The following is an 18596-nucleotide window of genomic DNA, read 5'->3' on the forward strand; positions in this document are numbered from 1 at the left end:
TCCGACGCGCTTTTAGAATCTTGTTATTGCCGCCATAGCCCTCGCTTATTCAGGGGAGATTTTTATCCCCGAATCTTGTGCGCGTTTCTGTGGATAACCTTTGTGCAAGTAGCGGAAAGCCAAGCGCCGCGGGCGTCTCTGAGTTATGTGTGTTTTTTGCTCAGCGCATTGAGGTGCGACGGAAAGCCCCATTGCAGAGAGCGTGCAGCATCGGTGGTGAGTTTGATGACTGAAATTGCCAGCGGACAGAGCCCTTGTACTTATTCACCAAAGCTGTGGAAAACTCTGTGTGCAGTTTGGGTAAACATCGCTGTGGCCCTGCGTTCTCGTAGCCTCTCATCCACATGGTTGAAAACTACGCACTCGTCCTGCCGCAAAGCCCGCGTCTCGGTTATCCCCGAGTCTTATGCCGCGGCATTCATTTCTGGCCGGTTGGTTGTGAGGTGCTATCAGCTGAACGACACTCGCCGCTCTGAATCAACCAATAAGAAAAGCTAAGGGAGATCCCGATGACTGATGCTATCCGCTTCGAAGACAAGGTAGTGATCGTGACCGGAGCAGGCGGCGGGCTCGGGCGAGCCCATGCGCTGCTGTTTGCTCGTCATGGCGCGAAAGTCGTGGTCAACGATCTGGGCGGCAGTGCTCAGGGCGAAGGCGCCAACAGTTCCGCAGCCGATCGCGTGGTCGAGGAGATCCGCCAGGCGGGCGGCATTGCCGTCGCCAATCATTGCTCGGTCACCGATGGCGATCGGATCGTACAGCAGGCTCTGGATTCCTTCGGTCGTATCGACGTGGTCGTCAATAACGCAGGCATTCTGCGTGACAAAAGCTTCCACAAGATGGAAGACGCCGATTGGGACCTGGTCTATCGCGTGCACGTTGAGGGTGCCTACAAGGTCACCCGTGCAGCCTGGCCGCACATGCGCGAGCAGAGTTACGGGCGAGTAATCTTCACCGCTTCGACATCCGGCATTTATGGCAACTTCGGTCAGTCGAACTATGGGATGGCCAAGCTTGGTCTGTACGGCTTGACTCGCACGCTGGCTCTGGAAGGCCGCAAGAACAACGTGCTGGTGAACGCCATCGCGCCCACCGGCGCTACACGGATGACTGAAGGGTTGATTCCACCGCAAGTGTTTGAACAGCTCAAACCGGAACTGGTGAGCCCGCTAGTGGTTTATCTGGCCAGTGAGCAGTGCCAGGAGACATCGGGCCTGTTCGAGGTTGGCGGCGGCTGGATGGGCAAGGTGCGCTGGGAGCGCAGCCTTGGTGTGGGCTTCGATCCGAAGGCCGGCTTCGATGCCGAGGACGTCGCAGCTCAATGGCAGCAGATCTGCAGTTTCGAAAACGCTGCGCACCCGGCCGACAACATCGAAGCGTTGAAGGAAATGATGGCCAACCTGCAAAAGTACGCTGGCTGACCTCACTGCGATTCGACTTGCCGCTCAGGCCGGGGCCTCGTCTGGCCCCGCCTGCAGCAGGCGGAGTGCTTTCTCGCGGGCCTGACTCAGATTGCGCACGTAGAGTAAATGGCCCTGTAACCGATGGATACCAGCGCGGCGCAGCTTCAGGCGGACTTGCGCATTGCTGCCACTGAGAATCAGCGTAACCCCTAGCCGGCGGTAATCCACCAGTACGTTTTCCAGCGCTGCCAGGGCAGTCATGTCCAGCATCGGCACCGCGCTGATATCGACGATCACCACCTTGACTTCAGGATTGAAGCGCCGCAGTGCGTTCAGCGCCTTTTCTGCCGCACCGAAGAACAGCGGCCCGCGGATTGCGTAGGTGGCAACGTGCTCGGGCATGTCCTGAAGGATTCGCCGCTGCTCACGGGAAAGTGCGGTAGTGTCGGTCAGCTCGCTCATGCGCTTGATGAACAGACCGGCCGCCAGCAACAGTCCTACGCCGACTGCCAGCACCATGTCGAACAGCACGGTTAGCGTCAGGCAGGTCAGCAGCACGAGCACATCGCTGCGCGGCGCGATACGCAATACGTGCATTACGTGCGGTGCCTCGCTCATGTTCCAGGCCACCATTACCAGCAAGGCCGCCAGCGCCGCCATGGGCAGATAGCTGAACAGCGGCGCTAGCCAGAGAATCGCTACCAGCACCACGCCCGCGTGGATGATGGATGCCAGCGGCGAGAAGGCGCCAGCGCGGACGTTGGTCGCGCTGCGGGCGATGGCGGCGGTCGCGGTGATGCCGCCGAACAGCGGGGCGACCAGATTGCCCAATCCTTGGCCGATCAGCTCGCCATTGGGCTCATGATTGCTGCCGGTCATGCCGTCGGCAACCACTGCGCAGAGCAGCGATTCGATGGCGCCGAGCATGGCGATGGCAAATGCCGGGGCGAGCAATTGGCGGAACAGCTCGTAACTCAGCTGCAGCGGCTGGCCGTCCGGGCCCGGCAACAGCCAGGGCCATGCGAAGTCGGGCAGGAACGGTGGAATACCCGGATGCGTGACGCCGTCCAAGGTGTAGCTGAAGCGCTCACCCAGAGTCGCCACGGACAAACCGGACGATTCCAGCAGCAGGCCCGCCAGTGCGCCTACCGTCAGCGCTACCAGGTGCCCTGGTACTTTCGGCACCCAGCGCGGCCAGATAATCAATACCGCCAGACACATCGCGGCCACCAGGGCGTCGCCAAGGCGTGCGCCGGGCAGTGAGCGTACTAGTAGGTCGATTTGCTCTACATAGTGCTGCGGCTGTTCTGTCAGGGTAAGGCCAAACAGATCTTTGATTTGCAACGTGGCGATGACGATGCCGATGCCCGCGGTAAAGCCCAGTGTGACGGGGTAGGGGATGAAGGTGATCAGGCGCCCGGCACGCAGCAGGCCGAGGGTGATCAGAATGACGCCCGCGAGCATGGTGCACAGCAGCAGACCGCCGAGACCGAACTGCTGGGTAATCGGCAGCAGGATCACCACGAACGCCGCCGTCGGCCCGGACACATTGAAGCGCGACCCCCCGGTCAGCGCGATCAGCGGCGCAGCGACCAGTACCGTGTAGAGGCCATGTTGTGGTGCCACGCCGACGGCGATCGCCAGTGCCATGGCCAGTGGAATGGCGATGATGCCCACCGTCAACCCGGCGCTAATGTCGCCGCGTAGGGCGCGGGCTCCGTACCCCAGGCGCAAGGTCTGATGCCATGCGGCAAATAAAGGGGGAAACTTCATGCCTGGGACGCTCCTTGTTCGCGAAGGCGCCATTATAGACGCGGGCAGCTCTTGTTATTTGTGCTGCAAGATCACCCGGTATGCTGGCGCGGCGATGTACGACCTTGGTCGCAAGCCGCCTTGGCGCGTTGAGTGAGTCGCCTGCGAGGAGTAAACTGCCGCCCCCGTGAGACCCCGTGGACCGGAGGCGGCATGCGTAAAGACAAGAAGCAGGTGATTGGCGACGAGATCGCAGATGAGTCGATCAAGCTGTTTCTTCAGCCTGAGCCGGCTGACGATACTCCCCCTTCGCTGCATAAGCTGATCAAGGCCTACCGTGGCCTTCGCGTCGATGATTTCGAGCGTTTTCTCGGCTTCTTCGTCGCTGCTGGCTACGATCTTGGCGCGCGGGATGGCAAGGGGCATGACTTTATCGACCTGGTCGCCGACCAGCGTCAGGCCAGGCCCTATATCGAATTGATCGAGGCCATGCGCGGCTGAACTGAGAGTCGCCATTTCGTATCGAACACAACGGCACCCTAGCCAGCCATGAACGGCAAGGCTGCGGCTGGCTACGGCAACATGATTCGCAATCGATTTCCTCGCAGTGTCCACCGTCGAGCCCTGGGTCAAGCCCGCTCCGGATGGATCGCAGCGAGAGGAAGGAGGCCAAAAGCCGCCCTTCCGACAGCTGGCAGGCAGCCTTTGGCTACCTGTTCTCGGGCACATGCTCCCGAGCAGCGGCACAGGCACACGCTCCGTTCCTGACCGTTTGGCTGGTGGGTTTTACGGGGCCGCGTACTGCGGTCACGACAGTTTAATGCTGTGATTCTGGAGAACGCGTTGATGACGCAACACGATAGCGAAGCAGTGGATATGGTGCTGGTGGGAGCCGGCATCATGAGTGCGACCCTCGCGGTACTGCTCAAGGAACTCGATCCCAATATCAAGCTGGAAATCGTCGAGCTGCAGGAATCCGGAGCCATCGAAAGCTCCAACCCGTGGAACAACGCCGGCACCGGTCACGCCGGGCTCTGCGAGCTGAACTACACCCCGGACAGCAAAGACGGCGCGATCGATATCAAGAAGGCCGTGCTGATCAACACCCAGTTCGAGGTCTCCAAGCAGTTCTGGGCCTACCTTGCCGACCGTGAAGGCTTCGGCTCTCCCCGTGATTTCATCAATCCCGTGCCGCACCTGAGCTTCGTGCGCGGCAGCAAGAACATCGACTACCTCAAGCGTCGCTTCGAAGCGCTGAAGACCCACCACGCCTTCGCCGACATGGTTTATACCGAGGACCGTGCGACGCTGGCCGAGTGGATGCCGCTGATGATGCCGGGCCGCGCTGCGGACGAGCCGATCGCGGCGACTCGCGCCATGAATGGCACTGACGTCAACTTCGGCGCGGTGACCAGCCAGATGCTCAGCTATCTGTCGCGTAGCGGCGGAGTCAAACTGTCCTACAACCAGAAAGTTACCGGTATTGACCGCACGGCCGGTGGCTGGACGGTGGACATCAAGAACACCCGCACGGGGGATTCGCGCCAGGTACAGGCCGGCTTCGTTTTCCTCGGTGCCGGTGGTGCTGCGCTGCCGTTGCTGCAGATGTCCGGCGTCGAAGAAGGCAAGGGCTTCGGCGGGTTCCCTGTCAGTGGCCAGTGGCTGCGTTGTGACAACCCTGAGATCGTCAAGCAACATCAGGCCAAGGTCTACAGTCTGGCTGCAGTCGGTGCGCCGCCGATGTCGGTGCCGCATCTGGATACCCGCGTCGTCGACGGCAAGAAGTCGCTGCTGTTCGGGCCTTACGCCGGCTTCACCACCAAGTTCCTCAAGCGTGGTTCGTTCCTGGACCTGCCGCTGTCGATCCGTCCGGGCAACATCGGCCCGATGTTGGCTGTTGCTCGCGACAACATGGATCTTACCCGCTACCTGATCAAGGAAGTGCGGCAGTCCATGGAGGATCGCCTGGAGACGCTCCGTGGCTTCTACCCTGAGGCCAAGGCCGAGGATTGGCGACTGGAGGTCGCAGGCCAGCGCGTGCAGATCATCAAGAAAGATCCGAAGAAAGGCGGCATCCTGCAATTCGGCACCGAGCTGGTCGCCGCGAAGGATGGCACCATCGCCGCGCTGCTAGGCGCTTCGCCTGGGGCCTCGGTGACTGTTTCGATCATGCTCGACCTGCTCGAGCGCTGCTTCCCCGAGCAGTACCGTTCGCAGGCGTGGACGAGCAAACTGCAGGAGATGTTCCCGGCGCGCGAAGCCACGCTGCAGAACGATCCAGTGGCTTACCGCGAGATCAGCGAAATGGCTGATAAGCGCTTGGGGCTGGAGTACTGAGCCGCTAGGCCGGTCTAGTCTGAAGCATAAAGCCCCGTACCGTGCGTACGGGGCTTTTTTTTGCATTGGGTTTGTCAGGGTGAGATATGCCGTGCGCCATCCAGTCAGGCTGCCCGCAGGCAATCGGCGGGGAGTTGTTGGCCGATCCAGCTCAGACGCAGCTCCTGGATCTCGATCCAGCCCGCTCCTTCGGGCTTGCCGGCACTGCTCAGCAGCATGCGGCAGCGACCATGCTCATCGAGCAGGGCAAAATGGCGGGGCTTGGGGCGGCGCAGTAGCGAGAGGATCTGTCGCATGGTTTTCGCTCATCGCAAGGGGATGCCTCTTTATCTCAGAGGTCTGTGACAGGCGCGTGAAATGAACGGTGGGGCGCCGCCGTTGGTCTGAATCGCATCACTGTCGGCACGTCGTGCTGCTGGGTATACTGCGCCCCACTCGTCGCCCCTAACCTGGAGAAAACAGCATGCTGCAACGCCTGTTGTTCGGTCTTGTCACCGTTCTTGGAATGAGTCTCGTGGGCTGTGCCCATAGCCCCCAGCAGCTCGATCCCAACCCCAAACTCAATGGCTCTATCAATCCTGTCGGTCAGGGCCAGCCGGTCGTCGTGCGGGTGGTCGATGGACGCCCGTCGCCGACTCTCGGTACCCGCGGCGGCCTTTACCCGGAAACCAGCGCCGTGATCGTGCCTGCCGCCAAGGTGCTACCAAAGCTCCAGGCGCAGACCGAAGCGGCAGTACGTCTGCTCGGCTTTACGCCGTCGGCCAATGCCTACAATGCGCCACAACTGACCTTGACCCTGGCGGAATTGAAATACCAGTCGCCGAAAGAGGGTTTGTACGTCACCGAGGCTAACGTTGGCGCGACGCTGAAGATTGAGGTACAGAATGCCGGCAAGCGCTACAACGGCCGTTATGGTGCGTCCCTGAATCAGCGTTTTGGCATGGCACCCAACGAGCAGACCAATACCAAGTTGGTCAGCGATGTTTTGAGTGATGCGCTGACCCGCGTTTTTCGGGATGAGAACATTGGCCGCCTGCTAGCCCAGTAAGCGTCGTTAGCACTGGGCCGTCTCACACGGACGGCTCATCCGAAACCCTGCCATGGCTGAGCCTGGCAGGGTTTTTCATTTTCAGGGTGCGGAAATGAAGACGCCCCGCGGGGAGCGGGGCGTCGAATGCAGCCAGTTGAATCAGCGCACGCCGGAGTTGCGCAGGGCGGCCGGGGTGTACTGGTTGGAGTTGGCCTTGTAGTTGTAGGTGTAGGGGTTCTTCTCTTCGTTCTTCATGCCCATGACCAGATAGCGGCCGGAGATGAGGTCGTAGAGGGTTTCCATCGAGTAGAGCGGAACCTGCACGTTATAGAAGTGCAGGTTATGCGCTTCGGCTACACGCCATAGTTGGTTGCGACCGTCATAGTGATCGACGACTGCGGCCTGCCAGGTGTCCTCATCGATAAAGAAGTGACGCTTGGCATAGATATGGCGCTCGCCGGTCTTCAGGGTCGCTTCCACTTCCCAGACGCGGTGCAGCTCGTAACGGGTCAGATCCTGGTTGATATGGCCAGCCTTGATGATGTCGCTGTACTTGAGCTGCGGCGAATCCAGGCGATAGGCGTTGTACGGGATGTACAGCTCTTTCTTGCCGATCAGTTTCCAGTCGTAGCGGTCCGGCGCGCCATTGAACATATCCAGGTTGTCGGAGGTACGCAGGCCGTCAGCTGCAGTGCCCGGGCCGTCATAGGCAACCTGCGGGGCGCGGCGCACACGGCGCTGGCCGGCATTATAGATCCACGCCATACGCGGTTCCTTCACCTGGTCCAGTGTCTCGTGTACCAGCAGCACGTTGCCGGCCAGGCGGGACGGCTCGGTGACCTGCTGCTTAAAGTAGAACAGCACGTTGCCATGCTTATCGGGCTTGTAGTCGGTCAGGGTGTCGGTGTAGACCACTTCATCGACGAACTTGACCAGGCTGAAATTGCCGTTCACCTGAGGCGTCGCCTGGGCGATCACCCGGCGCGCGGAGCCGCCGCGATAGCGGGTGATATGGTTCCAGATGACTTCCATGCCGTCTTTCGGGATCGGGAAAGCGATGGCTTTTTCGAAATTCTCCAGGCCGTTGCCGCCACGAACCATGTTGGTCTGCGTAGCGTTGCGCGCTGCAGCGTCATACACGTGCTGCGGCATGGCTGCGCTACGACGGGTCTCGTAGACCGGCAGGCGGTAGCTCTCCGGATAACGCTTGAACATGGCGATTTGGCCAGGTGTCAGGTTGTCCTTGTACTCCTCGAAGTTCTTCGCCGTGATGGTGAACTTTGGCTTGTCGTTGGGATAGGGGTCACCAACGAAACCGTCCGCAGATACCGCCGCGGCGTCCTGGGCCAGCCCGCCGGTCCAGGCAGGAATGGTGCCGGCGGCGTTGCCTGCCTTCTCTGCGCCGATCGGCGTCAGCTCGGCGCCAAGACGTGCAGCTTCGGATTCCGATACCGCGGCCATGACGTTACTGGCGAGCAGTGAAAGCGTGAGCGCCCCGGTTGTGAACATTGTTATTTTCATTATCTCGTCCTGTCGTTTCTAAATAGCTGTTTCCCCGTGGCGCGCAAAAAATGCTGACGCCAAGTGATACGGCGTAGTGACGCGTGCCGGCAGCGCCCTTCACTGGAAGGCATCCGCTCGGTGGCCATGCAATGCTTGCATCCACCGACGGCAATCGCGCTTAGCTGCCGCCCCCGCATACGCTCTAGTTCGCCGTTTCGAGGTATGCCGAGGGTGCGGGCGCACCTGGCCATTAGTCAAGGCCGACTGGTGAAGACCGTGCCATAAGCTGGCCTTATAGTAGTGCAGAGAGGTTGCCGCCCCGTCGGAAACGACGGAAATGGTACGCGTGGCTGGATAAGCTGCGCGGCTGCCTGGCGGGTCTGTAAAAGAGGATATCTGGATGGCGCTATATGCGCAGGTGGGACTGGTGATTGCCCAGCCGACGCTTCTCAATGCATTGGCGCTGGTCAGTGTGCTTTGCGGAAGCTGGTTGCTGCTGGCTACCCAATGGCGCGAGGCCCGCGCCCCGCGGCGAGCATTGACTACCTATACGCCGAAGGCTTCGCATCAGGTGGCATCGAACGGCACCGCAGCGAACGGCACTGCAACAAGACGCATCAACCAGGTGTTCTACAAGTGCGGTGTGGCTGGGCTGGTGATCGGCCTGACGCTTTCGATGGCTTCGCAGCTGCTTTGAAAAGCTCGTGTTGAAGGTTTGTGTTTGACGGCATTGTGGCTGACTGCAGGGCCCGTCGCAGTCTGTGCGCAGGGCCCAGCGCGTCTCAGGGCTCTAGCCCGGCGTTCAGGCGGTACTGGTTACGCACCGGCGTGGCGTACTGCTGAATCAGATAGGGTTGTTGTACGCTCGGGCAGGCGGCGAGGCGTTTGCTCCATTCGGCTTCGGCGCGCTCCACTTCCTCACGGCTGAACAGCTCGGCTGCGCTCGGTACCTGGATATCCGGATCTTGCTCATCCCAGAGGCGATAGGCCAGATAGTGCACTGGGAACAACCTATAGCTGCCGAGAATCTGACGATCGACCGCATTGGCCATCTGCTTGGCATCCTCGGGCACGCTCTCCATCGGCGTGCCGAAGGCAATATGCACACGGCCTTTGTAGCCGGTGATGCCCAAGGCGATGCTGGCATCGTCCTCACCCGGAGCCTTGTTGTAGGTCCCGGTAGTGGCGCGGATGTACAGCTCGCGTGCCTTGGCCTGATCGCACGGGTCGTACTCGTAGCTGATCGCCACCGGCACCGGTCGCAGCGCGGCGAGCGTTTCGGCAAAGGCCTCATCCTTGCGGCTCATGTGCAGCATCTTGAGGATCGCCGAGTCGGTGCGGTCATCACCATCCTTGGCGCGGCCTTCAGCCTGCGCGATCCAAACCGACTCCCCATCGTTGCGGATCGAGTGGTTGATATAGCCTGAAAGTACCTGATACGCCGCCAGCTTTTCCCGGCGGCCGGTAATGGACCGGCGTACGATGAAGCTCTTGTTCAGGCGCATCAGATCGCTGACGAAGGGCCGCTGTAACAGGTTGTCGCCAATGGCGATGCGTGGCGTACGGATGCCGGCCTGATAGACCGCATAGTTGACAAATGCCGGGTCCATGACGATGTCACGGTGGTTGGCCAGGAACAGATAGGCGCGGCCTTGCTGCAGCCGTTCCAGGCCGGAAAAGGTCACACCGTCGGTGGCTCTCTCAATGGTGCGGTCGATGTAGGCTTCGATCTTGTGCTGTAACGCATCCACTGTATGGATGCTGGCGAACTGTCGGCGCAGCCTGCGCGAGATGACTGGCTTGATCAGCCAGCCCATGCTGTCGGCCAAGCGCGGAAAGCGGAAGTGCGCCAGAATGTCGAGAAACTCCCGGTCGGCAAACAGGCGTGCCATGACTACCGGGACTTCGGCGTCGGCGTAGGGTCGGATGGCTTCGAATTCGTCCATCATGCTCTCTGTAAAGGAAACAAGGAACGGGCTGCAGCGCTGGGCAGGGCAATTCACGGAACGGGCCGGAGCCGGTTGGCTCATACTCTTCGAGTACAGCGGCTGTTCGCATGATTGCCGGCTAGGTCCTGCATGCGGCCCGGGGGCCTAATTGCAAGACGCACCGAGTCAGTCTTCTTGTATGGGGTCGAGTCAACGACCTTCAAAGACGGCGATTATAGCGGCAAGTCACGTGGAGGATTGATGCTAGAAACACAGGTCTTTCAATGCCCCTACTGTGGCGAGCCGGTCGAAGCCGTGCTCGATCTGAGTGGCGGCGACCAACAGTACATCGAAGACTGTGCGGTGTGTTGCCGGCCAGTGCTGTTCGATCTGCGCACGGACGGTGAACAGTGGCAACTGGAAACCCTCAGGGAGGACGAGTAATGCAGCGTATTTACGAGCCGCGCGACCTGTTGGAGGCGGAGATGCTCAACGGCATGCTGATCGGTGAGGGCATCGAGGCCTTTCTGGCGGGCAGTCACCTGATCGGCGCCATGGGCGAGCTGCCCGCCGCCGGGTTACTCGGGCTGATGGTGCCGGATGAGGATGCCGAACGGGCACGTCAGCTGATCGCTGCGTACAATGGCGCCGAGCCATTGCCGGGCGATGAACCGGAAAGTTATCCCGGCGAACTGATCTGCTGACGAGTGTTTCTATGTGCGGTCGCTACGCCCTTTTTCGTTGGAGCCAGGACTTCGCTGCCTTGCCGGGTTTCCCCGCCGATCAGCAGCCGCATTGGAGCCTTGCGCCTGGCGCTTCGGTGCTGTTGCTGCGCCAGGTAGATGCAGAATTGCAGCTGAGCCGGGTGCGCTGGGGGCTTACACCGGCCTGGCTCACCGATCTGACGCGCACGCCCGCGCAGGCCCGCGCCGAAACCCTGGCTGAGCAACCGATGTTCCGTGATGCCTTGCGCCTGCGTCGTGGTCTGCTGCCGGCCAACGGCTTCTACGAGTGGCGGGGCACCGCACGAAAACGCCCTTACTGGATGACCAGCGAAGGTTCGCTGACCTACTTCGCAGCGCTCTGGGAAGCCTATCCAGTGCAGGGGCATACCTACCTCAGTGCTGCGGTCGTGACGCTGCCGGCGGCGACTCTGCGCCGGCCGTTGATACTCGATGAGGCCGGGCAGGCTGCCTGGCTCGATCCTGACATGCCGCTTGAGGCACTGAAGGCGTTGCTGGCTCAGTCCCAGCCAGCATTGCGTGAGCGCCCGCTCGCAACAGTGGTGAATGACCCGCGCATCAACGGGCCGGAATGCCTAACGCCGGCTTGAGCAGGCGTGCTGCTTACCTACTTACACCCTGAACTGATTGATCAGGCGGCGCTGCTGCTCGGCCAGGCGTGTCAGCCCGGCACTCGCTTGACTGGCTTCGTCGGCGCCGGCGGCGACTTGCTGGGCGACCTGGCCAATATTGGTGACGTTGCGGTTGATGTCTTCGGCGACCGCGCTTTGCTCTTCGGCAGCGCTGGCGATCTGGTTGTTCATGTCGTTGATCAACGAGACTGCTTGGGTGATTGCCTGCAAGGCTTCGGCTGCGGCGTCAGCCTGCTCGACGCTGCGTAGCGTACGGCTCTGGCTCTGCTCCATCACCTGCACCACGCTCCGCGTACCACTTTGCAGTTGCTGAATCATCAGCTGGATTTCGCTGGTCGCTTGCTGGGTCTTCTGTGCCAGGTTGCGTACCTCGTCAGCCACCACAGCGAAGCCGCGGCCTTGCTCCCCAGCTCGGGCTGCCTCGATTGCCGCATTGAGGGCGAGCAGGTTGGTCTGCTCGGCGATGCTGCGGATGGTGACCAGAATGGCGTCGATATTCTCGCTGTCTCGGGCGAGCGTCTGCACCACCTCAACCGCCTTGCCAATCTCGTCGGCCAGCTCGGTGATGGTGGAGCCGGTGTCCCGCACGATATGGCGGCCCTGGTTGGCGGCGCGGTCCGCGTTATTGGCTGCCTCGGCGGCCTGGGTCGCATTGCGCGCAACGTCCTGTGCGGTTGCGGTCATCTCATGCACCGCCGTGGCGACCAGTTCGATCTCCGCCAGCTGGGTTTGCACACCTTTGTCGGTGCGGATGGCGATGTCTGCCGTATGCTCGGATGCATCGCTGACCTTTTGGACGGACGCGACTACCTCACCGATCATGCCCTGCAGGCGTGCCAGGAATGCGTTGAAGCCAGCCGCGATCTGGCCGAGTTCGTTGCGGCTGTCGATGTTCAGCCGTTGGGTGAGGTCACCTTCGCCCTGGCCGATGTTGTCCAGCATCACCACCATGTCGCGCAGCGGCCGGGTAATGCGACGGCTGATCAGCCAGATGGCGAGCAGTCCAACAAAGGCGATCAGCACGCCGATGACCAGCATGGTGCCGAGATCGCTGCGGCTTTCCTCGCCGAGCGCGACCATCAATTGATCCAGTTCCTTCATTACTTCTGCAGTCGGCAGTTCGAGCATCAGCACCCAGCGGGCATCGGTACCGGGGAATGAGAATGGCAGCAGCAGTGCGACGCGGCCGCGAGCGTGATCGATGCGGTAGTGGGTCTGGCCGGAGGGCAGTTGTTTGACCAGCGCCTGCTCATCGGCATCGAGAATTTGCGCTGCGGGTTTGCCAAGCAGGCTCTTGTCACGACTGTATGCCGCGAGGCGCCCATTGTTGGAGATCAGTGCGATCTGCCCGACACCGCCATATAGCTGGCTATTAGCGGCGCTCAGCAATTGCTGGATAAAGTCGACACTGATATCCGCGCCGACGATGCCCTGGAACTTGCCGTCAATGATGATCGGTGCGTTGAACGACGACAGCAGCTGCGTCTGGCCATTCATATCATACGGCGCGGGGTCGCCGACGCAGGGCTTGAGTTGTTCACGCGGACACAGGTAGTACTCGCCGGCACGAACGCCGGTTTCCAGCAGGCTGGTGTCCTCGATGTCAGTGAGTCGCTCGACCAGCAACTTGCCGCTGGTGTCGCGGTAGATCCAGCTGGCGAAGCGGCCATTGACCATGCCCGGGGCGTCGCCGCGATACATCAGGTCATTGGCGTCTACCCCGTTAGGCTCCCAGGCGATATAGGTACTGGTGAGATTGGGATTCTCGGTCAGCGTCTGGCGCGCCAGGTTGATCAGTTCCTCGCGCGTGAGGTTGGCCATTGGCATACCCTCGTCGTCGCTGAGGCCGGTGAGGGTATGCACCCGGGCGAGGCCGGTGGCAATCTGCAGAGGTGCCTGTAGTTGTGCCTGGATGCGGCTGACCTGGGCTTGCGCCAGCGCCGTGACGCGCTGTTCGACCATGCCATCGATCAACGTGCGCGTGCGGTCCTCGACCAGCGCCTGGCTGCGCATGCCGGAAACCATTGCGTACAGCAGAAGCGCCGCGATCACGGCTAACGTGCAAGCACCGGCCAATGCCGCGAAGGCGGTCTGAATGGATCGGAACATGTGCGGTACTCCAGTTGCGTAGCGGATAAGTAGGCTATCGGCCGAATTTGCGACAACTGCAGCGGAGTCGCTGGTTGCCTGCCAGGTGGGGCCGCTCTAGGATACGGCGCAGGTTTACTGGAGAGACTCGATGTTCAAGCCGCACAGATTATCCATGCTTGTCGCTGCAGCCGTGCTGGCGGGGTGTCAGGCCGTCAACACCACCAGTGGCGGTGCCGTGGGTGTCGAACGCAAGCAGTACATGTTCAGCATGCTGTCGACCGACCAGGTCAACCAGATGTATGCCCAGTCTTATCAGGAGACGCTCAGCAAAGCTGCGAGCCAGGGTGTGCTGAAGAAGGACACCGCGATCGCCAAGCGGGTCAACGGCATAGCTCAGCGGCTGATCGCCAAGGTGCCGGTGTTCCGTCCAGACGCAGCGCAGTGGGCTTGGGAGGTTAACGTTATCGACAGCCCCGAACTCAATGCCAACTGCGGCCCGGGCGGCAAGATCATTTTCTACACCGGCCTGATCGAGAAGCTGAAACTGACCGACGATGAGATCGCAGCGGTGATGGGGCACGAGATCGCGCACGCGCTACGTGAGCATGGGCGCGAGGCGATGTCCAAGGCTTATGGCGTGCAGATGGCGACCCAGCTGGGTTCGGCCATGGGCGTAGGCACTGGCGGCCTGCAGATGGCGAATATGGGTGTCGAGTATCTGATGACCCTGCCCAACAGCCGGGGCAATGAGAACGAGGCGGATCTGATCGGTCTGGAACTGGCTGCACGAGCCGGTTACAACCCGAATGCCGCGATTACGCTGTGGGAGAAGATGGGGGCCGCCGGTGGCTCGGCGCCGCCAGAGTTCATGAGCACTCACCCGTCGTCAACCACGCGCACTGCGGCGCTCAGGGCGAATATCCCGAAGGTCATGCCGCTGTACGAGCAGGCCCGCAGCGGCCGCTGAGCGATGCCTCGTCGCCGACCGCTCAGGCCGGCGACAGCAGTGCTGAAAGGGGTGTTTCGATGCCCAGTTGCTGATGCACGCCTTCGAGGTCGATGAGCGTGTGAATCTCCTCGATGTCCCCGGCTGGGCTGAGTGTCCAGACGCTCACCACAGCAATTGCAAGAATCTTGTCGGTTACCGAGTAGCCGAATTGTGGCGTGGCGAGTGTGCCCATCACGGTGCTCGAGGTGACTACCTTGTGTCCCTCGCAAATGCACTCATCCACAACCACTTCCAGATCCGGCATGGCCGCACGCACGTTACGCACGAGTTCGGCGAAGCCTGCGCTGTTCAGCGGCTGGCCAATGAGTGAGCCTTTATAGGCGAAATATTTGCTCTGCATCTGTTCGGAGAGGGCTAGTCGGCCCTTGTTCCAGCTCAGATCGATATGGTTGCAGACTCGTTTCTTGCGTCCATCCGCTGACATGCAGCCTATTCTCCTCGGGGCGCTGATGGTGCGCTGCGGTAGCGCACTCTAGCAGCTCCCCGAGTGCGCAGATTTGCGCTGCGTATCAGCCTGAGACAATAGTGCTCATGGTCAGCGCCTGATAACCGGCATAAAGCGCCAGGGCCGCAAAGCCGGCTGCTGCGACGCGGCGGATCAGCGTCAACGGCAGCCGATCGGCTGCGAAATGGCTCGCCAGAACGACCGGGACGTTTGCGAGCAGCATGCCGACCGTGGTCCCGAGGATGACCAGGACGAAGTCCGGGTACTGCGCAGCGAGCATCACTGTGGCTACCTGGGTCTTGTCTCCCATTTCGGCGATGAAGAAGGCCACGGTGGTGGCGACGAAGGGGCCATAGCCGCGGCCCAGTTTGGCGTCGTCGTCATCCAGCTTGTCTGGGATCAGCGTCCACAGTGCGACGGCGACAAAGCTTGCGGCCAGCACCCAGCTCAATACAACTGGCGAGACCAGACCTGCCACCCAGCTGCCAAGCGCGCCAGCGGCAGCATGGTTGGCCAGGGTTGCAACGACGATGCCCCAGATGATCGGCCACGGCCGCCGATAACGAGCGGCCAGCAGCAGTGCGAGCAGCTGCGTCTTATCGCCGATTTCGGCGAGGGCAACGATCAGGGTAGGGATAAAAAACGATTCCAAGCGGCATTCCTTTAGGGCGGGTCGACAGATTCACCATGACATGCGCAGCCTGCCCGCCCGGGTCAGGTGTACATGTCATGGGTCTTGTCAAACCTGGCTTGGCGTATCGTTACGCACTGGCCGGTCGCATGCGCCATGGTCTGCGGACCAAGTATGTTGACGCATGCCGGACGAGCAGGGCGCTCGTCGGAGACTACTCCCCCAAGGACGGCGGCGAGTTTGCCGCAACCGCCTGTCCGGCGCAACTGCCAGAAGCCGGCCTCAGGCGCGTGCGGCGCGGTAAATGCGGAAGCCGTCGCGCTCAGCGACAGTCTGGCAGGCGCCGAGATGCTGCTCGATCAGCGGCGGGTACCTGAGAAACGCGTTGGCTACCAGGCGCAGCTCGCCGCGGTTTAGCAGATGCTCGGCGGCGCGCTCGATCAGTGTCTCGCTGGCCTGGTAGCTGGTGTGTACGCCTTGGTGGAAGGGTGGATTGCTGACGATTGCTGCCAGTTGCCGCGGTGCAGCGTCGATGCCATCGCCCGCGATCACTTCAGCTTCCAGCCCGTTGGCGGCCAGCGTCCTGCGGCTGCTCTCGACGGCGAAGGCGTCTACGTCCAGCAGCACCAGATCGCTCTGCGGATAGCGGCGTTTGAGGGTGGCGCCGAGAATGCCCGCACCACATCCGAAATCGAGCACTCGCCCATGGGGCAGATTGTCGAGGTGTTCGAGGAGGAGCGCGCTGCCCAGATCGAGCCGGCCATGGCTGAATACGCCGGGCAGGCTGACCACCTGTAGCGGGCCGTCCGCCAGCTCCAGGGTGAAATGGCGAGCCAGTGCATCAAGTTCCGGCGCGCTCGGTGCCTGCTCGATGTCAACCCGCCAGAGCTGGCAATGACGGGCGCTATCGAGTTTGCGGGCACGGCCGAGACTGGCCAGCTGTTTCGCGGCACGCTCGACGCCAGCACGTTTCTCGCCGATCAGATAAAGCGGGCGGCCGCTTAGATGTGCCGCTAAAGCGTGAAGCAGATAGTCGGTCAGCTCACGGGATTTCGGCAGGAACAGCACCGCGGCTTCGAAGTCGCCCTGCGGTGGAGCCACGCCGAAGCTGCAGCGCCCGGCAAAGCGCTTGTCCATCACGTGCTGCTCGCCGGCATGCCAGCTCCAACCGACAGCGCCTGGGAGCTGGCCCAGCAGATCGTCGGCGGGCAGCCCGGCCAGTAACAGCCGGCCTTGAAACAGCTCGGCCTGCCGCAACAGCACTTCGCTTCGAGGATCCATCGACGTCTCCCTGAAAAAGTCCGGGAGCTTATGGGCTATGGACCTTTACTCGCAAGCTGGGCAGCGATACTACTTGGGGCTGCGCTCAGTTCACCTGACGAATCGGCGCTCCGGCGAAGAAGGCTCTAGCATTCTCGGTCAGTTGACCAACGATGCGCTGACGTGCCTCCTGACTACCCCAGGCGCTATGCGGGGTGATGATCAGTCGTGGCAGGCCCGGGTCCAGCAGTGGGTTGTCATCGCTAGGCGGCTCGCTGGTCAGGACATCGGTGGCAGCGCCGCCCAGATGGCCTCGACGCAATGCGTCAGCCAGCGCCTGCTCGTCGACCAAGCCACCGCGGGCGGCGTTGATAAGAAATGCGGTCGGCTTCATCAATTGCAGTTCGCGTGCACCGATCAGATTGCGCGTCTGCTCCGTCAGCGGGCAATGCAGCGTCAGTGCGTCCACCTGTGGCAGCAGATCGTCCAGATCCAGGCGCTCCGAGCGCTTCGGTCGCCCCGGCAGATTGCCGACCAGCACGCGCATACCGAACGCTTCGGCTAGCCGTGACACCGCACTGCCGAGTTCGCCGTGGCCGAGCAGGCCGAGCGTCTTGCCCTCCAGTTCGACGATAGGGAAGTCCAGCAGGCAGAACTGGCCGCTTTCCTGCCAGCGACCGCGGGCGACTGCTGCCTGGTAGTCCGGCAGGCGAGTCGCAAGCGCCAGCAGCAGCATCAGAGTGTGCTGGGCGACGGTGGGCGTGCCATAGGCCTGGCAGTTGCAGACAACGATGCCGCGCTCGCGGGCAGCCTGCAGGTCGATGTTGTTGACGCCAGTGGCAGAGACCAGAATCAGTTTGAGATCGGGGCAGGCGGCCAGGATGTCTGCATTCAGCGCGACCTTGTTGACGATGGCCACCTGCGCGCCTCGCAGGCGCTCAACGATTTGATCCGCGGTGCTTTGCTCGTGACAGACGAGTTCACTGAATGCGCTCTGTAGTGGGGTCAGATCGAGGTCGCCTTGTTCGAGCGGAGAAAGATCGAGGAAAACGGCGCGACTGGACATCAACTGTACCTTTCGAAGAAGCCGGGGCTAATCGACAATGAAACCCGACATTGCGTGGAGAATGAATTGTGTACTGGATGGAATTTATGACCGTGGCACTGGTGCATCTACTCGCAGTGGCCAGCCCCGGACCGGATTTCGCGGTAGTGGTCCGCGAAAGCGTGACTCAGGGTCGCCGCACTGGGAGTTGGACCGCCTTGGGCGTCGGCTGCGGGATATTTGTCCACGTTGCCTATTCGCTGCTGGGCATTGGCCTGATCGTCTCGCAGTCGATTGTGCTGTTCAACCTCTTCAAGTGGCTCGCAGCCGGCTATTTGCTCTATCTCGGCTGGCGTGCGCTGCGTGCACGTCCAATGAGCCTGGATGTCGCGGATGATCCCAGCATGCGGGTGGGTCGCTCTGCGTGGCAGGCATTCGCCGTCGGCTTCGTCACCAACGGTCTGAATCCGAAGGCCACACTGTTCTTCCTGTCCTTATTCACGGTAGTGATCAGCCCCGATACGCCGCTGTTGGTGCAGGCCGGCTATGGCCTTTATCTCGCTGGCGCCACGGCGCTGTGGTTTCTGCTGGTGGCCTGGTTGTTCAGTCGAGGCCGCGTGCGTGCTGGCTTTGCACGGATGGGTCATTGGTTCGATCGACTGACCGGCGCCGTACTGATTGGCCTCGGGGTACGCCTTGCAGTGAGTGAGATCGGTTAACACCCTGAAACGAGGGGGCGGGGAAAATAATCCTTTGGACTGATTTTGCATGGAGTCGGACGCTCTAG

General features: G+C 61.5%; 19 protein-coding genes and 1 riboswitch. Of the genes, 10 read left to right on the forward strand and 9 right to left on the reverse strand.

The genetic code is table 11. From position 1 onward, the window contains the following. The first annotated feature begins 509 nt into the window (after nucleotides 1-509). Entirely contained in the window at nucleotides 510-1421 is a 912-nt protein-coding gene (locus tag CXK91_RS05245) for an SDR family oxidoreductase (RefSeq protein ID WP_103455243.1), read from the forward strand. Between the two features lie 24 nt (nucleotides 1422-1445). Here the strand turns inward: CXK91_RS05245 and dauA are convergent, their stop codons facing one another. Further along, complete coding sequence (gene dauA, locus CXK91_RS05250) at nucleotides 1446-3176, reverse strand: C4-dicarboxylic acid transporter DauA (protein ID WP_103455244.1); 1731 nt, start codon at nucleotides 3174-3176, stop codon at nucleotides 1446-1448. Between the two features lie 192 nt (nucleotides 3177-3368). On the opposite strand from dauA, the gene CXK91_RS05255 reads away from it, so the two are divergent. Together CXK91_RS05255 and mqo are read left to right on the forward strand one after the other, a co-directional pair. Continuing rightward, nucleotides 3369-3656, forward strand: coding sequence for a PA4642 family protein (locus tag CXK91_RS05255; protein WP_003285840.1), 288 nt, complete (start codon nucleotides 3369-3371; stop codon nucleotides 3654-3656). A 324-nt stretch (nucleotides 3657-3980) separates the two neighbouring features. Further along, the gene (gene mqo / locus CXK91_RS05260; protein WP_102820617.1) at nucleotides 3981-5492 is read left to right on the forward strand and encodes a malate dehydrogenase (quinone); all 1512 of its coding nucleotides are present in this window, start codon (nucleotides 3981-3983) and stop codon (nucleotides 5490-5492) included. A gap of 104 nt (nucleotides 5493-5596) precedes the next feature. On the opposite strand, the gene CXK91_RS05265 is transcribed toward mqo, so the two are convergent. Continuing rightward, nucleotides 5597-5788: a hypothetical protein gene (locus tag CXK91_RS05265; protein ID WP_058063901.1), complete on the reverse strand. Its 192-nt coding sequence runs from the start codon at nucleotides 5786-5788 to the stop codon at nucleotides 5597-5599. A gap of 167 nt (nucleotides 5789-5955) precedes the next feature. Between CXK91_RS05265 and CXK91_RS05270 the strand changes: the two genes are divergently transcribed. Then, nucleotides 5956-6540, forward strand: coding sequence for a YajG family lipoprotein (locus CXK91_RS05270; RefSeq protein ID WP_003285844.1), 585 nt, complete (start codon nucleotides 5956-5958; stop codon nucleotides 6538-6540). 141 nt (nucleotides 6541-6681) lie between these two features. Here the strand turns inward: CXK91_RS05270 and CXK91_RS05275 are convergent, their stop codons facing one another. After that, a complete protein-coding gene (locus tag CXK91_RS05275; protein WP_003285845.1) occupies nucleotides 6682-8031 on the reverse strand; it encodes a DUF1329 domain-containing protein in 1350 nt (449 codons plus the stop codon). Nucleotides 8032-8425: 394 nt separating this feature from the next. Between CXK91_RS05275 and CXK91_RS05280 the strand changes: the two genes are divergently transcribed. Continuing rightward, nucleotides 8426-8722: a hypothetical protein gene (locus tag CXK91_RS05280; RefSeq protein ID WP_003285846.1), complete on the forward strand. Its 297-nt coding sequence runs from the start codon at nucleotides 8426-8428 to the stop codon at nucleotides 8720-8722. Nucleotides 8723-8807: 85 nt separating this feature from the next. On the opposite strand, the gene CXK91_RS05285 is transcribed toward CXK91_RS05280, so the two are convergent. After that, nucleotides 8808-9974, reverse strand: coding sequence for a 1-acyl-sn-glycerol-3-phosphate acyltransferase (locus CXK91_RS05285; protein WP_103455245.1), 1167 nt, complete (start codon nucleotides 9972-9974; stop codon nucleotides 8808-8810). A gap of 240 nt (nucleotides 9975-10214) precedes the next feature. On the opposite strand from CXK91_RS05285, the gene CXK91_RS05290 reads away from it, so the two are divergent. The 3 genes from CXK91_RS05290 to CXK91_RS05300 are packed head-to-tail and all read left to right on the forward strand — an operon-like array spanning nucleotide 10215 to nucleotide 11286. Next, a complete protein-coding gene (locus tag CXK91_RS05290) occupies nucleotides 10215-10397 on the forward strand; it encodes a CPXCG motif-containing cysteine-rich protein (RefSeq protein WP_003285849.1) in 183 nt (60 codons plus the stop codon). Next, a complete protein-coding gene (locus CXK91_RS05295; RefSeq protein ID WP_003285850.1) occupies nucleotides 10397-10657 on the forward strand; it encodes a DUF2007 domain-containing protein in 261 nt (86 codons plus the stop codon). Before CXK91_RS05290 ends, CXK91_RS05295 begins: the two co-directional genes overlap by 1 nt. 11 nt (nucleotides 10658-10668) lie before the next feature. After that, entirely contained in the window at nucleotides 10669-11286 is a 618-nt protein-coding gene (locus tag CXK91_RS05300) for an SOS response-associated peptidase (protein WP_102820620.1), read from the forward strand. Between the two features lie 21 nt (nucleotides 11287-11307). Here CXK91_RS05300 and CXK91_RS05305 read toward each other — a convergent pair whose 3' ends face one another. Next, the gene (locus tag CXK91_RS05305) at nucleotides 11308-13437 is read right to left on the reverse strand and encodes a methyl-accepting chemotaxis protein (RefSeq protein ID WP_103455246.1); all 2130 of its coding nucleotides are present in this window, start codon (nucleotides 13435-13437) and stop codon (nucleotides 11308-11310) included. A gap of 130 nt (nucleotides 13438-13567) precedes the next feature. On the opposite strand from CXK91_RS05305, the gene CXK91_RS05310 reads away from it, so the two are divergent. Next, complete coding sequence (locus CXK91_RS05310) at nucleotides 13568-14386, forward strand: M48 family metallopeptidase (RefSeq protein WP_103455247.1); 819 nt, start codon at nucleotides 13568-13570, stop codon at nucleotides 14384-14386. Between the two features lie 22 nt (nucleotides 14387-14408). On the opposite strand, the gene CXK91_RS05315 is transcribed toward CXK91_RS05310, so the two are convergent. The 4 genes from CXK91_RS05315 to CXK91_RS05330 all read right to left on the reverse strand — a co-directional run bounded on the left by CXK91_RS05315 (nucleotide 14409) and on the right by CXK91_RS05330 (nucleotide 17830). Beyond that, nucleotides 14409-14852: an ester cyclase gene (locus CXK91_RS05315; RefSeq protein ID WP_003285854.1), complete on the reverse strand. Its 444-nt coding sequence runs from the start codon at nucleotides 14850-14852 to the stop codon at nucleotides 14409-14411. Nucleotides 14853-14937: 85 nt separating this feature from the next. Then, nucleotides 14938-15525, reverse strand: a complete 588-nt coding sequence (locus CXK91_RS05320) for a TMEM165/GDT1 family protein (protein ID WP_103455248.1) — start codon at nucleotides 15523-15525, stop codon at nucleotides 14938-14940. Between the two features lie 90 nt (nucleotides 15526-15615). Beyond that, nucleotides 15616-15732: riboswitch (yybP-ykoY riboswitch) on the reverse strand. Between the two features lie 54 nt (nucleotides 15733-15786). After that, on the reverse strand, nucleotides 15787-16785 hold the full coding sequence (locus CXK91_RS05325) for a class I SAM-dependent methyltransferase (RefSeq protein WP_103455249.1): 999 nt from the start codon (nucleotides 16783-16785) through the stop codon (nucleotides 15787-15789). 85 nt (nucleotides 16786-16870) lie between these two features. Then, on the reverse strand, nucleotides 16871-17830 hold the full coding sequence (locus CXK91_RS05330) for a 2-hydroxyacid dehydrogenase (RefSeq protein WP_103455250.1): 960 nt from the start codon (nucleotides 17828-17830) through the stop codon (nucleotides 16871-16873). A 68-nt stretch (nucleotides 17831-17898) separates the two neighbouring features. Here CXK91_RS05330 and CXK91_RS05335 point away from each other — a divergent pair, with 68 nt between their 5' ends. Next, nucleotides 17899-18528, forward strand: a complete 630-nt coding sequence (locus CXK91_RS05335) for a LysE family translocator (RefSeq protein WP_103455251.1) — start codon at nucleotides 17899-17901, stop codon at nucleotides 18526-18528. The last annotated feature ends 68 nt before the right edge of the window (nucleotides 18529-18596 follow it).

This window comes from Stutzerimonas stutzeri, assembly GCF_002909485.1.
Lineage (GTDB): Bacteria > Pseudomonadota > Gammaproteobacteria > Pseudomonadales > Pseudomonadaceae > Stutzerimonas > Stutzerimonas stutzeri_AH.